13 protein-coding genes are annotated in these 14,361 nt (G+C 66.6%); 7 read left to right on the forward strand and 6 right to left on the reverse strand.

Annotated elements, in window-relative coordinates:
- Window positions 1-64: 64 nt before the first annotated feature.
- Genes PE067_RS01485 through PE067_RS01510 form a run of 6 tightly spaced genes read right to left on the reverse strand, consistent with a single transcriptional unit; the run spans window position 65 to window position 5,983 of the window.
- Entirely contained in the window at window positions 65-640 is a 576-nt protein-coding gene (locus tag PE067_RS01485) for a DUF3035 domain-containing protein (protein ID WP_276187502.1), read from the reverse strand.
- Between the two features lie 37 nt (window positions 641-677).
- Entirely contained in the window at window positions 678-1,358 is a 681-nt protein-coding gene (gene lspA / locus PE067_RS01490) for a signal peptidase II (RefSeq protein WP_276187503.1), read from the reverse strand.
- Window positions 1,359-1,364: 6 nt separating this feature from the next.
- Window positions 1,365-2,954, reverse strand: coding sequence for a bifunctional phosphoribosylaminoimidazolecarboxamide formyltransferase/IMP cyclohydrolase (gene purH / locus PE067_RS01495; protein ID WP_276187504.1), 1,590 nt, complete (start codon window positions 2,952-2,954; stop codon window positions 1,365-1,367).
- A 29-nt stretch (window positions 2,955-2,983) separates the two neighbouring features.
- Window positions 2,984-4,006 carry a heparinase II/III-family protein gene (locus PE067_RS01500; protein WP_276187505.1) on the reverse strand — a complete coding sequence of 341 codons (1,023 nt, stop codon included), beginning with the start codon at window positions 4,004-4,006 and terminating at the stop codon, window positions 2,984-2,986.
- Window positions 4,007-4,050: 44 nt separating this feature from the next.
- Window positions 4,051-4,647, reverse strand: a complete 597-nt coding sequence (locus PE067_RS01505; protein WP_276187506.1) for a hypothetical protein — start codon at window positions 4,645-4,647, stop codon at window positions 4,051-4,053.
- A 43-nt stretch (window positions 4,648-4,690) separates the two neighbouring features.
- Window positions 4,691-5,983 (reverse strand): transcription antitermination factor NusB, encoded by a 1,293-nt coding sequence (locus PE067_RS01510; RefSeq protein ID WP_276187507.1) that lies wholly within the window; start codon window positions 5,981-5,983, stop codon window positions 4,691-4,693.
- A gap of 69 nt (window positions 5,984-6,052) precedes the next feature.
- On the opposite strand from PE067_RS01510, the gene PE067_RS01515 reads away from it, so the two are divergent.
- From PE067_RS01515 to PE067_RS01545, 7 genes are all read left to right on the forward strand, one after another.
- Entirely contained in the window at window positions 6,053-6,226 is a 174-nt protein-coding gene (locus PE067_RS01515) for a DUF1674 domain-containing protein (protein ID WP_276187815.1), read from the forward strand.
- Window positions 6,227-6,380: 154 nt separating this feature from the next.
- Window positions 6,381-7,583: an efflux RND transporter periplasmic adaptor subunit gene (locus tag PE067_RS01520; RefSeq protein WP_276187508.1), complete on the forward strand. Its 1,203-nt coding sequence runs from the start codon at window positions 6,381-6,383 to the stop codon at window positions 7,581-7,583.
- Between the two features lie 6 nt (window positions 7,584-7,589).
- On the forward strand, window positions 7,590-10,730 hold the full coding sequence (locus tag PE067_RS01525) for an efflux RND transporter permease subunit (protein ID WP_276187509.1): 3,141 nt from the start codon (window positions 7,590-7,592) through the stop codon (window positions 10,728-10,730).
- Window positions 10,731-10,878: 148 nt separating this feature from the next.
- A complete protein-coding gene (locus PE067_RS01530) occupies window positions 10,879-11,298 on the forward strand; it encodes a PaaI family thioesterase (RefSeq protein ID WP_276187510.1) in 420 nt (139 codons plus the stop codon).
- Window positions 11,299-11,488: 190 nt separating this feature from the next.
- Window positions 11,489-12,142 (forward strand): protein-L-isoaspartate O-methyltransferase, encoded by a 654-nt coding sequence (locus PE067_RS01535; RefSeq protein WP_276187511.1) that lies wholly within the window; start codon window positions 11,489-11,491, stop codon window positions 12,140-12,142.
- Between the two features lie 22 nt (window positions 12,143-12,164).
- Window positions 12,165-13,580 (forward strand): TolC family outer membrane protein, encoded by a 1,416-nt coding sequence (locus PE067_RS01540; RefSeq protein WP_276187512.1) that lies wholly within the window; start codon window positions 12,165-12,167, stop codon window positions 13,578-13,580.
- Window positions 13,581-13,627: 47 nt separating this feature from the next.
- Complete coding sequence (locus tag PE067_RS01545) at window positions 13,628-14,302, forward strand: hypothetical protein (protein ID WP_276187513.1); 675 nt, start codon at window positions 13,628-13,630, stop codon at window positions 14,300-14,302.
- Window positions 14,303-14,361: the final 59 nt, after the last annotated feature.

Genomic DNA, 14,361 nt, shown 5'->3' on the forward strand with positions numbered 1-14,361 from the left:
AAACCGGCAGGGCAAGCCCGGCCGGTTTCATCAAAGCGTGAACGCCCGACCTGCGGTCAGCCCGTCAGTCCGCCATGCGCGATTCATGGACCTGACGCTGGACCGGCGCCGCGCCGGTCAGGCTGTAGCCCTTTGGCGGCGCGGCGGGCACGCGCGCGCCAGCAGCCCGCCAGCGTTCCAGTTCGGTCCAGCTGTCCAGCGTCATCGGCTGATAGGCGCGGTAATAGACATTGGTCCGGGCCAGCACCTCCAGCGCGCGGCGCGAGTGACGGCCGCGCCATGCCACGTCTTCCTGCGCGGTGATCTGGCGGATGCCGGGGTCACGGCCAAGGCGGCCGGTATAGGCCAGCAGCGCCCCATCGGCCGCGCCGACGCCCTGCTGGGCCAGATGGCCGGGGTTGCCGCCAAGCGCGGCAATCGCATCGCCCGCCGGATTGGGATCGGTGATATTGCCGCCGCCCGGCGTCGGCGCGGGCAGGACGTTCAGATCGCCCGGCATTTCCAGCGGCCGCGTCGGCACGATGGCGAATTCGTCGGGGCTGCGCTGGCCCTGCCTGATATTCATCAGATGCGGGTCCGTGCTGCAGGCCGAAACGGCCATCAGCATGATCATCGTCGCAACTGTCGCGCGCATCCGCATCTTGGGTCCCTTTCGACGGCTCACGCCTCTTCTAGCGTCATTTCCCGGTGGCGTCACGGGTCTTGTCGCGTGGTTTCGCACGGGCGCGGGGTTCCGCTTTTGCCGCCTTGCCCGCCGGGTCGCGGGGCGCGGGCGGTTGCAGGAACAACCCGATCGCGCCCGCAAAGATCGAAATATCCGCGACGTTGAAACTATAGGGGTTGCGCCAGTTCGGCAGCGACATGTTCAGGAAATCGGCGACCGCGCCATAGGTCATGCGGTCGATGACATTGCCGATGGCGCCGCCGATCAGCAGGCCCGCGGCGATCTTGGCGAAACGTGCATGTTCGGTGCGCGCCAGCCAGATCCAGACCCAGATGCAGATCACCACCGCGACCCCGATCAGCACCCAACGCATCATGTCGACATCGCTGGAAAACAGGCCGAAGTTCACGCCCTGATTCCACGCCATGCGCAGGTTCAGCCAGGGGTCGATCAGGTCGATTTCACGGCGCTGGTCCAGCCGCATGACATGGACCACGACATATTTCAGCACCTGATCCAGCGCGATGACCAGCGCCGCGACCAGCACCACCGGCCGCATCGAGCGTGCGCGTTTCAGCGCCAGCGCCTCGGCCGCGCGGCGTTCCTCGGCGGCGCGGTTGCGGCGCGGGGCGCGCGGCTTGCGCGGCGCGGGCTGGGGTTCGGCAGGGATATCCGGGGGTGTTTCGTCAGTCATGACAGATCAGTGCCGGAAATGGCGCTGCCCTGTAAAGACCATTGCCAGCCCAAGGCGATCCGCCGCCGCGATCACCTCGTCGTCGCGCATCGAACCGCCGGGCTGGATCACCGCGCGGGCGCCCGCTTCGGCCAGGGCCTCGATCCCGTCGGCAAAGGGGAAAAACGCATCCGACGCGACAGATGCGCCGATGGTCAGCGCCTGCGGCAGACCCAGCACTTCGGCCATGTCTTCGGATTTGCGGCGGCCGATGCGCGTCGAATCGACGCGGCTCATCTGGCCTGCACCGATGCCGACGGTGGCCAGATCGCGGGCATAGACGATGGCGTTGGATTTGACATGTTTCGCCACGGTCCAGGCAAACAGCAGATCGGCCAGTTCCTTGTCGTCGGGCTGGCGCTGCGTCACCACGCGCAGATCGGCGGGCAGGATCACGCCATTGTCGCGCCCCTGCACCAGAAAGCCGCCCGCGACCTGACGAAAGGTCGTGCCCGCCGCTTTCGGGTCGGGCAAGCCGCCGGTGGTCAGCAGGCGCAGGTTTTTCTTGGCGGCAAAGATCTCGCGCGCCTCGTCCGTTGCATCGGGGGCGATGACGACCTCGGTAAAGATTTCGGTGATCGCGCGGGCGGTATCGCCGTCCAGCGCCGTGTTCAGCGCGATGATCCCGCCAAAGGCCGAAGTCCGGTCGCAGTCGAAGGCGCGGCGGTAGGCGTCAACCGCGCTGTCGCCCCGCGCCACGCCGCAGGGGTTGGCGTGCTTGATGATCGCGACCGCCGGGCCTTTCAGCGGGTCGAATTCCGCGACCAGTTCGAATGCCGCATCGGTGTCGTTGATATTGTTATAGGACAGTTCCTTGCCCTGCCATTGCTTTGCCGTGGCAACGCCGGGACGGGCCGAACCATCGGTATAGAAGGCCGCCGACTGATGCGGGTTTTCGCCGTAGCGCAGGCTTTGCGACAGGGTGCCGGCAAAGGAACGGTAACGCGGCGTCGACTCTCCGATCGCCTGCGCCATCCAGGTCGAGACAGCCGTGTCATAGGCCGCCGTCCGGGCATAGGCATTCTGCGCCAGCCGCTGACGGAACGGCAGCGAGGTCGCGCCGTCATTGGCATTCAGTTCGGCCAGCAGCGCCGCGTAATCGGCGGTATCGACGATGACATTGACGAAGGCGTGGTTTTTCGCCGCCGCGCGAATCATCGCCGGGCCGCCGATGTCGATGTTTTCGATGCAATCCTGATAGCTGGCGCCCTTGGCCACCGTCGCCTCGAACGGATAAAGGTTGACGACCAGCAGGTCGATCATGTCGATCTGGTGGGTTTCGGCGGCGGCCATATGTTCGTCATTGTCGCGCAGGGCCAGCAAGCCGCCGTGAACCTTAGGGTGCAGCGTCTTGACGCGGCCATCCATCATTTCCGGGAAACCCGTGACATCGGCGACATCGGTGACCTTGATGCCCGCTTCGCGCAGCGCCAGCGCGGTGCCGCCGGTGGACAGGATGTCGATCCCGCGCGTTTCAAGATCGCGGGCGAAGTCGATCAGCCCGGTCTTGTCGGAAACGGAAATCAGCGCGCGGCGCATGGAAATGCGGTCAGTCATCGGCAGGGCCCCCGGTTTTCTGCTGGCGCTCACCTAACCTCTGCCCGCGCGAAGGTCCAGCCGACTTGCACGGCGCGGGCAGTCAATAGCGCGGTCAGGACGATCTGCTGGCTGGCGACCGGCTGGCGGCGGTCCGGGTCCAGCCAGCGCGACGGCTCCAGCCGCATCCGGGCGTTGCCGTCATGGGAAAAGAACCAATCCTCACCCTCGGGCAGGATCAGGCGCATGGCCTCGCCCTCGATGCTGGCGCGGATGGCGGGGTGCAGGTGGAAACGGATGTCCAGCCCGATGCCCGCCGCGCCGCGTTCGGCCAGTCTTTGGTCCAGAACCTCTTGCGCGGGCGGGTCCAGCGCGACCAGCGAATCCTCGCCGTCCAGGGTCAGCCCGTCGGGTTCCAGCCACAATTCGCGCAGGCAGGTCAGGCCGTGGCTGGCCAGCCAGCCGTCATGGCCGGACAGGATATGCGCCGGGTTGGCGGAGTGGGCCGGGCCGCAATCCGGGGCGGTCATATGGCCGTCGTCATCGAAATCGCCAGCCCAGACCCGCGCCGCGCTGTCGGCCAGCAGATCCGGCCCCGCCATATCGGCGACAAAACGCGACGAATTCATCCCCGCCAGCGTCAGGGCGGAATGGTTGTGGCTGCGCCGCGCGGCCTCGGCCCAGACCGGGCCGATATGATCGCCCGTCCCGCAGGACAGGATGATCGGCTGGCGCCCGCAGACCAGTTCAAAGCCAAGGGTCGAGGCATGGGCCATGCCCGCCGCCTCGCCCATGGGCGGCGTGGCCGCATCCAAGATCAGCGTCGTGCGCCCGCGCGCCATGCGGGCATAGCCAAGCGGCTTGCCGCGCGCGGTGATCGCCGGGCCGGGGCTGGCGGCCAGACAGCGATCCAGCCGCCCCGGCACGCCGCGCCCGCTGCCGTGAAACTGCGGCAACCCGCCATCGGCGTGGCGGATCGCGCGCAGGGATTGGGCCAGCGCGGCGATGGCATCCTCCAGCGCGGCGGGCACCGCGACACCGGCCCGACGCGCGCTGTCCGCGGCCCAGCCCATCAGCGACGCCGCGTCCAGCAGGATTTCGGGGGAACGCGGCGCGGTCAGGGATCTGGCCCCATCGCCTCGGCCTCTTCGGCCAGCGTCACCAGTGCCAGCCGGGCAAGCTGGTCATGGCCGTGCAGGTGAAAGGCGGCAAAGACCAGCGCGGTCAGGGCCTCGATCCGGGGCAGGCCGTCGGGGGTGGTGGACCATGTGTCCGACAGCCATGACAGGTGCCCCCGGCAGGCATGGAGAAAGGCGTCGGCATCGGGCTGGCGCAGACCGGGCAGGATCATGCCCGCGTGAAACAGCCAGCGCAGCAGGCGACGGCCCGCGATTTCCGCCAGCCATTCGACGGTCGCCTCGGCCGGGTCGGGGTGGTCATATTGCCAGTCCAGCACCAGCTTTTGCGACATGGCCCGCGCTTCGGGACTGGCCAGCGCCGCCAGATCGTCCAGCCAGCCGAAACCATGCAGATCGGCCCGGACCAGCAGCGGCAAATCGCTGATCGCAAAGGGGTTGCCGCGCAGGATATGGCCGCGCAGCACCAGCTCGCCCGCCAGAATGGCGCGGCCCCGGCCGGGATGGCCGATGGCCTTCGGCTCGGGGTGGCGCAAAAAGCCCTCGGGGCGTTTCATGTTCGGCGAAAGATTGTTCATCTGCCCCAAAGCCGCCCACCCGCGCCAGCAATACCGCCCGAATCTATGCCGGGCTGGCCGGTTTTCGCAAGCGCGCGATAAAGAACCCGTCCATTCCGCCCAGATCGGGCCAGTGATCGGGACGCAACCGCAGCCCGCCCTGCGGCGTGATCCATTCCGCGTCAATGCCCGGCAGATCGGGCGCCTCGACGACTAGACCGGGGTGGCGCGACAGGGCGGCGGCCAGTTGATCCTCGCCCTCGGCGGGCAAAAGCGAACAGGTCGCATAGACCAGCCGCCCGCCGGGTTTCAGCACATCCAGCGCGTGATCCAGCAGATTCGCCTGCAATTCGACCAGCGCCGGGATGCCCGATCCGTCGCGGATCAGCGGCAGTTCGGGGTGGCGGCGGATCGTGCCGGTGGCCGAACAGGGCGCGTCCAGCAAGATCGCGTCGGGGGCGGTTTCAGGGCGCCACTCCAGCGCATCGCCCGCGACCATCTGCGCGCGCAGCCCGCAGCGGGTCAGGTTTTCGCCCACCCGTTCCAGACGCGCGGCCGAGATATCCAGCGCCGTGACCCGGCAGCCCGCCGCAGCAAGCTGCAAGGTCTTGCCCCCCGGCGCGGCGCACAGATCGGCGACAACCTCGCCCGGTTGCGGGTTCAGGATCCGCGCCGCCATCGCCGCCGCTGCGTCCTGCACCCACCAGTCGCCCGCCTCATAGCCCGGCAGCGCGCTGACCTGCGCACCCTGCGGCTGACGGAACGACCCGCCCGGCAGGGCCGCGCCCGGCGCCTCACGCCCCGGCTTGACGGTCAGGTCGATCGGCGCGCCGCGTTCATGCGCGGCCTCGATCGCCAGCGCGACATCGCCGCCCCAGGTCGCGGAAACCGGGTTGCGCAGCCATGCGGGCAGGTGCTGCGGCGACAGGTCGCGCCATTCGCCCGCCATCCCCGACGCCCGGCGCAGCACGGCATTGACCATGCCAGCGGCCTCTTGCCCCTTGCGGCCCATGCTGCGGGCCAGCGCGACACCGGCATAGACGACGCCATGCGGCGCCTCGTCCAGCGCCAGCATCTCGACCACGGCCAGACGCAGCAGCCAACGGATATCGGGACGCGGGCGGCGCGACATCAGGGGGGCCAGCAGCGCATCGGCACGGTCGGCGCGGCGCAGCGTTTCCGCCGCCAGCCGCCTTGCCCGCGCCCGCCCCGCCGGGGGCAGCGGCCCGGCCACGGTCACCGCCTCGTCCAGCGTCGCGCCTTCGCCCACCGCCTGCAGCATCGCCAGCGCCGCCTGACGCACCTCGTCGGGGCGGTCGCCCCTTGGCCGATGCCTGCCCTGTCTTCGCTTGTCCAATCCGCGCCCCTTGCCTAGATTGTCCACATCTATCCCTTTTCCAAGGAAATCGCCATGACCGAACGCGCCATGACCGAACGCAAGGACCTGCCGCCTGCGGCGCAGCGCGCCCTTGCCGAAGCCGAAGAGCGGCGCCGGAACGCCGCGCCGCTGGACCTGCCGACAGAGCTGGGCGGACGCGACGGCCCCGAGCCGGTCCGCTACGGCGATTACGAACGCAAGGGGCTGGCCGTCGATTTCTGACGGCCGGATTCTGATGGCCGGCGGGTCGTTGTTCGACCGGTTTCCCACGCATCTCACAGAAGCGTGACACGAAAGACGCGACCGTTTACCTGTCGTTTACCGTCCAGCCGCGAAGTTGACGCCACGCACCGCCCCGACGAGAAAGATCGATATCATGTCCGGCCGCATCCTGCCGAGGTGGCAAACAGCCGCTGTCCTTCTGTTGGCTCTGGCCGCTCAGGCGGCGGCGCAGGGCATGTTCGGGGGCGGATCGCGCGGCACGCCCGGTCCGCGCGAAGTCGGCGTGATGACCGTGTCGGATGAAAACGTGCCCTATACGGTGACCCTGCCGGGCCGGGCCGTCGCCTATCAGGAAACCGGCATCCGCCCGCAGGTCGGCGGCGAAGTGCTTGAAATATCGTATGAACCCGGCCAACCCGTCGCGCAGGGTGAGGTGTTGTTCCGGCTGGACCCGGAAACGCTGTCGGCGGCCCTTGCCGCAGCCGAGGCATCCGTCGCGGGCGCCGAAGCCAGCCTGAGTTCGGCGCAGGCCACGGTGGAACGCTATCGCCGGCTGGAAGGTTCGGGCGTGACATCGGTCGACCGCTCGAATGCCGAAGTCGCGCTGGCGCAGGCGCAGGCCGAACTGAAAGCCGCCGAGGCCGCCCGCGACACCGCCCAGCTTTCCCTGAAGCGCACCGAAATCGTCAGCCCGATTCAGGGCATTCCCGATGTCGCCGCCGTCTCGGTCGGCGATCTGGTCACCGCGAACCAGTCCGAACTGCTGACGACGATCACCCAGCTTGATCCGATCTATGTCGATGTGAACGAATCCAGCGCGCGCCTGCTGCGCAACCGCGAAAGGGTGCAGGCCGGCAGCCTGCTGGTGAACGGCGAGGCAGGCACCCGCGTCATTCTGGAAACCGGAGAGGCCTATCAGGGCACGGGCAGGCTGGTCTCGCCCGGCATCGCGGTATCGCCGACCACGGGGACGGTGCCGATCCGGCTGCAATTCGACAACCCCGACGGGATGATCCTGCCCGGCCAGTTCCTGCGCGTCGAAATGACCGTGGGCACCACCCGCGCCGTGCTGATCCCGCAGCGCGCGACACGCCGCGCGACCGACGGCACGCTGACCGCCTTTGTCGCGCGCGACGGCACCGCGCAACAGATCACCCTGACCGAATCGGGCAGCTATCGCGGCTCGTGGATCGTGACCCAGGGCATCACGGCGGGCGAGGAGGTCATTCTGGACGGGCTGGAAAACCTGCGCTCGGGCGCGGAAATTGCCACGGTTCCGGTGGCGCTGGATGCGCAGGGCGTGGTCAGACCCGCCGAAGCACCAGAAGCCAGCCCCCCCGCCGCGACGGCGGGCTGACCCGGAATGGCGCAGTTTTTCATCCACCGCCCCGTCTTTGCCTGGGTTCTGGCCATCGTCACCATGCTGGCGGGGGGCTTTTCGATCCTGACCCTGCCGGTGTCGCAATATCCCGACATCGCGCCCACGACGATCCGCATCAGCGCCAATTATTCGGGTGCGACCGCGCAGGCGGTGCAGAATTCGGTGACGAAACCCATCGAGGATTCGCTGACCGGGCTGGACGGGCTGTTATATACCGTTTCGTCATCCGCCACCGGGCGTTCGACCCTGACCCTGACCTTCGACGATTCCGTCACCCCCGTCGATGCGCTGAACGAAGTCCAGTCCAAGGTCCGCTCGGTCGAGGGGCGCCTGCCCTCTCCGGTGCAGACCGACGGGGTGCGGATTTCGCGGTCCAGCACCTCGATCCTGATGGTGGCGGCGCTGGTTTCGACCGAAAACCGCCACAGCCGGATCGAATTGGGCAACCTCATCGAAGAGGTGATCGAAGGTCCCGTCAAGCGGGTCGAGGGCGTGGGCGAGGTCAACGTCTTTGGTTCCGGCTATGCGATGCGGATCTGGCTGGACCCACTGCGGCTGGCGCAGTTCCAACTGACGCCATCCGACATCACATCCGCCGTCGCGGCGCAAAACACCACCGTATCGGTAGGCAGCCTTGGCAGTCAGCCCGTCACCGAGGGCCAGCAGTTCACCGCGACGATCACCGCGCAAAGCCAGCTGACCTCGGTCGATGATTTCCGCAACATCCTGCTGAAAACCGGCACGGATGGGGCGACGGTCCGGCTTGGCGACGTGGCCGAGGTCGAAATCGGGCAGGAAAGCTATGGCGCGGATTCGCGCTTCAACGGCAACAGCGCATCGGGTTTTCGCGTCAGCCTGGCCAATGGCGCCAATGCCGTCGATACCGCCGCGGGCGTCCGCGCGGTGCTGGAAAACCTGAAATCATCCCTGCCCGACGGGCTGGAGGTTCAGATCGCCTATGACACCGCCCCCTTTGTCGAGCTGTCGATCGAAAAAGTCTATCACACCCTGATCGAGGCCATCGTCCTGGTCTTTCTGGTCATCCTGATTTTCCTGCAGAACTGGCGCGCGACCCTGATCCCGATCATCGCCGTGCCGGTCGTGTTGCTGGGCACCTTCGGGATGCTGGCGGCGCTTGGCTATTCGATCAACACGCTGACCATGTTCGCGATGGTGCTGGCCATCGGGCTGTTGGTCGATGACGCCATCGTCGTGGTCGAAAACGTCGAGCGCGTCATGACCGAAGAAGGCCTTGGCCCGGTCGAGGCGACCGAGAAAAGCATGAAGCAGATTTCCGGCGCGCTGATCGGCATCGCGCTGGTCCTGTCGGCGGTCTTTGTGCCGATGGCCTTCATGCCGGGATCGACCGGGGTGGTTTACCGGCAGTTTTCGGTGACGATCATCACCGCCATGGTGCTGTCGCTGTTCGTCGCGCTGATCCTGACGCCCGCAATGTGCGCATCCATGCTGCGCCAGTCGCATGGCCCGGCCCGTTTCGCCCCCGCGCGCTGGTTCAACGCGGCGTTCGAGCGGGCGACGAACGGCTACGGCGCGACCGTCGCGCGGACGTTGCGCAGGCCCTTTGTCGTCATGGTCGCGCTGGCGATCATCAGCTTCGGGGTTTACGATCTGTTTGCGCGCATGACCTCCAGCTTCTTGCCGGCCGAGGATCAGGGCGTGTTGCAGGTCCAGATCAACCTGTCCGAAGGCACGACCAGCCAGCAGACCGCCGCCGTCGCCGCCGAAATCGAGGATTACCTGCTGAACGACGAATCCGACACGGTCGAAGGCGTGCTGGCAACGCTTGGCTGGAACTTTGCCGGATCGTCGCAGGCGCGCGGGCTGATGTTCGTCAAGCTGCGCGATTTCGCCGAACGCAAGGGCGCTGACCAGTCCGCACGGGCGCTGGCCGCGCGGGCCAATGCGAAATTCGGCAGTCACCGCGCCGGGCGGATCATGTTCCTGCAACCGCCCGCGATTCCGGGTCTGGGCAATTCGTCAGGCTTCAGCATGTATCTGCTGGATCAGGCCGGCAATGGCCGCGAGGCGCTGACACAGGCTTCGGAACAGTTGGAGCAGATCGCGACCAGCGATGCCCGCCTGCAAAACGTCGAGGCGCGCGGCACCGATGACGACGCTGCGCTGAAAATCGACATCGACCAGCAAAAGGCCGAAAGTTTCGGCGTCCGCGTGGCCGAGGTGAACGCCATGCTGTCGACGATCTTTGCCGGGACCGAGGTGAACGACTTTGCCCTTGGCGCGCAACTGCGCCCGGTCATCGTCCAGAGCGGCGCCGAAAACCGCATGCAGCCCGAGGATGTGGAAAAATGGTATGCCCGCAATTCCGGGGGCGAAATGGTGCCGTTTTCCGCCTTCATGGCGACGCGGTGGGAACCGGTCGATCCGCGCCTGCAACGTATCGACGCCATCGACGCCATCGAGTTTTCGGGCCAGCCAAGCGAAAGCGCCAGTTCCGGCACCGCCATGGCCGCGATGGAGGAACTGGTTTCCGACATGCCCGGCTATGGCATCGCCTGGACCGAACTGTCCTATCAGGAACGCCAGTCGGGCAATCAGGCGCCCTTTCTGTATGCGCTGTCGGTGCTGGTCGTCTTTCTGTGCCTGGCCGCGCTGTATGAAAGCTGGTCGATCCCGTTTTCGGTGATGCTGGCCGTTCCGGTCGGTGTCCTGGGCGCGGTCATCGCGGCGCTGACATTCGGTCAGGCCAATGACGTCTATTTCAAGGTCGGCATCCTGACCACCATCGGCCTTGCCGCCAAGAACGCCATCCTGATCGTCGAATTCGCCCGCGATCTGGAAGATCGTGGCCGCGAAACCATCGCCGCCGCCATAGAGGCCGCGCGGCTGCGGCTGCGCCCGATCCTGATGACCTCGCTGGCCTTTATCCTGGGCGTGACGCCTTTGGCGATTGCCACCGGCGCCGGTGCCGCCGCGCAGAACGCCATCGGCATCGGGGTGATGGGCGGCATGATCGCTGCCACCTTCCTTGGGATTTTCCTGGTGCCCGGCTTTTATGTGGTGATCCGCCGCCTGACCACGCGACGCGGCGGCAAGGGCCGCAGCAAGGACAGCGGCATGAGCCCGACCGGGCCACAGGTCTGATCCGGGTGGCGATCCGGGTTGCCTGCGGTTCGGCACAGGCGGGCGCCCATGCCGCGACTGCCCGGCCCGACCCGGCGGGACACGCGCCATTCACTTGACCGGGGCATCCGCATAGGATCGCGCCCGAACCGAAAGACAAGGGACCAGCATGGACCAGCCAGACCTGCGTGCAACCGCCGCCGACACTCAGCCCGAATTCGCCAACATGCTGGGAATCCGCGTGATTTCCGCAACCGCCGACGAAGTTGTCACCGAAATGCCCGTCACCGTTTCGCTGTCGAACCGCAACGGCGTGCTGCATGGCGGCGCGATCATGGGGCTGGCCGACAACACCGGCGGCACGGCAGCCGCGATCAATCTGCGGCAGGGCATGGCGACCACCACCATCGAAAGCAAGACGAACTTCCTGCGCCCGATCCGCATCGGAGACACCGCCCGCGCCACCGCGATTGCGCTGCACAAGGGCCGCAAGACCGAAATCTGGCAGACCACGATCCGGCGCGGCGACGGCAAGGTGGCGGCAATCGTCACCCAGACCCAGATGACACTGGAATGGCAGGAGGGTTGATTGCGCCCGCGAATCGGTCCGGCAACACCGCTTTCCAGCACCCGGCGGATTTCTGTCCAACCGTTCGGCAATCGGCGAAAAAGAGCCGTCACAATCGCCGACAGCCGTGATTTCCACGCCTTCCCGCCGTTGCCGATCCGCGATTTTCGTGGCAATAGGATGCAAAAGCAAACCAGAGCAGGGCATGCCAATGACTGACTTCGCGCAGCGGCGGACCATGATGGTCGACACTCAGGTCCGACCCAATGATGTGACCAGCTATCCGGTCATCGAAGCCATGCTGAACATCCCGCGCGAGGCATTCGTCCCCGAAACCATGCGCGACGTCGCCTATGTCGGCGAAAACATCGCCATCGGCCACGGCCGCGAATTGCTGGCACCGCGCACCATCGGCCTGATCCTTGAAACGCTGGAACTGAAAAACTCGGATCTGGTTCTGGATGTCGGCTGTGGCTATGGCTACGCCTCTGCCTGCGCCGCCCGCGTGGCCGAGGCCGTGGTCGCCATCGACGACATCCCCGATTTCGCGACCGAGGCGCAGCAGCGCCTGACCGATCAGGGCATCTTCAACGTCGCCGTCGCGCAGGCCCGCCTGACCGAAGGCTGGCCCGGCCAGGGCCCCTATGACGCGATGATGATCGGCGGCGCGATCGAGGTTTTCCCCGACAGCGTGGCCGACCAGCTGCGCGAAGGCGGGCGTATCGTCGCGATCTTCAAGGAAAGCAACCTTGGCACTGCCCGCATCGGCCGCAAGATCGACGGCCGCATCAACTGGCGTCTTGCCTTCAACGCATTCGCCCCTGTGCTGCCAGAGTTTTCACACGTCCCGGGCTTTGCCCTTTGACGGCCATCAAAAGGTGATCCCGATGATCCGCAAGAAACTGGCCGCGCTGCGCACGCCCCTGATCGCGGCGCTGATGGCTGGCGCCACCGCTTTGCCCGTCATGGCTGAATCGCTGGCCGATACGATGGTGTCGGCCTATCGCCACTCGGCCCTTCTGGACCAGAACCGCGCCGTGCTGCGCGCCGCCGACGAAGATGTCGCGGCCGCCATGGCCGCGCTGCGCCCGGTCATCAGCTGGGTTGCCGAACATAGCTATCGCAACACCGAAGGCTATGACTCGCGCACGACCTCGCTGAATCTGCAGGCGCAGGTGACGCTGTATGACTTTGGCCGCAGCCAGTTCGCCATCGACATGGCCAAGGAAACCGTGCTGGCGACCCGCGCCGCGCTGGTCGGCGTCGAACAGGACGTGCTGCTCAGCGCGGTGCAGGTCTATCTGGACGTGCGCAGTTCGCGCGAACAGGTCGAGCTGCAGGAAAACTCGGTCCGGCTGCTGTCCGAAGAACAGCAGGCCGCATCCGACCGCTATGAGGTCGGCGAAATCACCCAGACCGACGTGTCGCTGGCCGATGCCGCGCTGGCCGCGGCGCGGGCGGGGCTTGCCTCGGCGCAGGGCACGCTGGAAATCTCGGCCGAGAATTTCATGATGGTGACCGGCCACAAGCCCGGCGCCCTTTCGGCACCGCCGCCGACGCCCCGCCTGCCCGCTTCGGTCGACGAGGCGCGGGCGATCGCACAGCGTTCGCACCCGCTGATCAAGCAGGCACAGCGCACCGCCGCCGCCGCAGAGCTGCGCGTCGGGGCCGCCGCCGCGGAACGCAACCCGACCATCACCGGCACGCTCGGGGTTGGCAGTTCGCGCGGGAATTCGATGCAGGGCAACGCCCTGACCGGCTATCGCGACGTGAACGAAACGACCGATTCCGGCAGCGCCTCGATCAGCATGCAGCAGACGCTGTATTCCGGTGGCCGCCTGCCTGCGGCCCATCGCAAGGCGATGGCCAATCGCGATTCGGCGCGGGCTGACCTTTTGAACACCTCGCGGCAGGTCAGTCAGGCGGTGGGCACGGCCTGGGCGGGAATCGACGTGGCGCGCGCGCAGATCCGGTCGATCGACGAACAGATCGTTGCGGCACAGCAGGCATATAACGGTGTTCGCGAAGAGGCGACGCTTGGCGCACGCACCACGCTGGACGTTCTGGACGCCGAACAGAACCTGCTCGAAGCCCGCGCGGACAAGATTTCCGCAGAGGCCGAACTGCAGTTAGCACATTATCAACTTTTGTCCGCTATGGGTTTGTTGACGGTAGAAAACCTTCAACTGGGAATTCCGACCTATGACCCATCGGCCTATTACAACGCAGTTCGCAACGCCCCCTACACCAGCAATCAGGGCCAAAGCCTTGATCGCGTTCTTCGGGCGATCGGTCGGGAATAAGTCTCTCCCGATCCTGAACATCCGCCCTGTGGCGGGGGCTGGTCGCCATGGCTGACCTTGCCCGCCACAGCGCATCCCCCTCCGGTTCCGATAATATCGGCGATGTGCTGGCCTCGATCCGCCGCCTGATCGCGCAAGACGAAGCCAACGGCCTTTCGGACACCACCGCCCGCCGCCTTGGCGCGCTGCATCAGCGCGGCGACGCGGCCCCGGTCACGGACCTGCGCCTCACCCAATCGACAGGTGCAGAGGACGCGCCCCTTGTCCTTGGCGGTGACGATTTCATCGGGCCCGTCCAGCAGACCCTCTCGGCACCGCAGGTGGCAGCAGAACCGCCGCAAACCGAAGTCGAAACGCCCGGGATGGAACCCTGCGGATCCATCCCGCCCGTCGCCCATGCCGGGACGCAAGAGCAGGCAGAACCGGCAACCCCCGAAGAAACTCTCACCACCATTCACGAGCAGGTTGATACCATGATCCAACAAGCCCAGGCCACCGCCCCGACCCAGCTTCACCCCGCCATCGCCACCGAAGAGCCGCGCAACCTGTTCCTGATGGAAGAGGAGGAATTCGTCATGCCCGACACGCCCCTGCGCGGCATGATCCGTGAAACGCTGGTGCAGGAACTGCAGGGCGAATTCGGCGACCAGTTCAGCCGCAAACTGCGCAATCTGGTCCGCGCGGAAATCGCCATGGCCCTGAAAGAGGCGATCAAGGGCTGAACAGCCGGAAACGAGCCGCCCTGATGCGCGGGTTTTGCGCGTCAGGCCCGGTCAGGCAA

It is taken from the genome of Paracoccus sp. DMF-8 (genome assembly GCF_029309835.1).
Lineage (GTDB): Bacteria > Pseudomonadota > Alphaproteobacteria > Rhodobacterales > Rhodobacteraceae > Paracoccus.

Excerpts from the sequence above, each read along its gene's own strand:
- PE067_RS01540 (WP_276187512.1), top strand. The coding sequence starts at position 12,165 with ATGATCCGCAAGAAACTGGCCGCGCTGCGCACGCCCCTGATCGCGGCG.
- PE067_RS01505 (WP_276187506.1), bottom strand. The coding sequence starts at position 4,647 with ATGAACAATCTTTCGCCGAACATGAAACGCCCCGAGGGCTTTTTGCGC.
- PE067_RS01500 (WP_276187505.1), bottom strand. The coding sequence starts at position 4,006 with ATGGGCTGGGCCGCGGACAGCGCGCGTCGGGCCGGTGTCGCGGTGCCC.
- PE067_RS01485 (WP_276187502.1), bottom strand. The coding sequence starts at position 640 with ATGCGGATGCGCGCGACAGTTGCGACGATGATCATGCTGATGGCCGTT.
- PE067_RS01520 (WP_276187508.1), top strand. The coding sequence starts at position 6,381 with ATGTCCGGCCGCATCCTGCCGAGGTGGCAAACAGCCGCTGTCCTTCTG.
- purH (WP_276187504.1), bottom strand. The coding sequence starts at position 2,954 with ATGACTGACCGCATTTCCATGCGCCGCGCGCTGATTTCCGTTTCCGAC.
- PE067_RS01525 (WP_276187509.1), top strand. The coding sequence starts at position 7,590 with ATGGCGCAGTTTTTCATCCACCGCCCCGTCTTTGCCTGGGTTCTGGCC.
- PE067_RS01515 (WP_276187815.1), top strand. The coding sequence starts at position 6,053 with ATGACCGAACGCAAGGACCTGCCGCCTGCGGCGCAGCGCGCCCTTGCC.
- PE067_RS01535 (WP_276187511.1), top strand. The coding sequence starts at position 11,489 with ATGACTGACTTCGCGCAGCGGCGGACCATGATGGTCGACACTCAGGTC.
- PE067_RS01530 (WP_276187510.1), top strand. The coding sequence starts at position 10,879 with ATGGACCAGCCAGACCTGCGTGCAACCGCCGCCGACACTCAGCCCGAA.
- lspA (WP_276187503.1), bottom strand. The coding sequence starts at position 1,358 with ATGACTGACGAAACACCCCCGGATATCCCTGCCGAACCCCAGCCCGCG.
- PE067_RS01545 (WP_276187513.1), top strand. The coding sequence starts at position 13,628 with ATGGCTGACCTTGCCCGCCACAGCGCATCCCCCTCCGGTTCCGATAAT.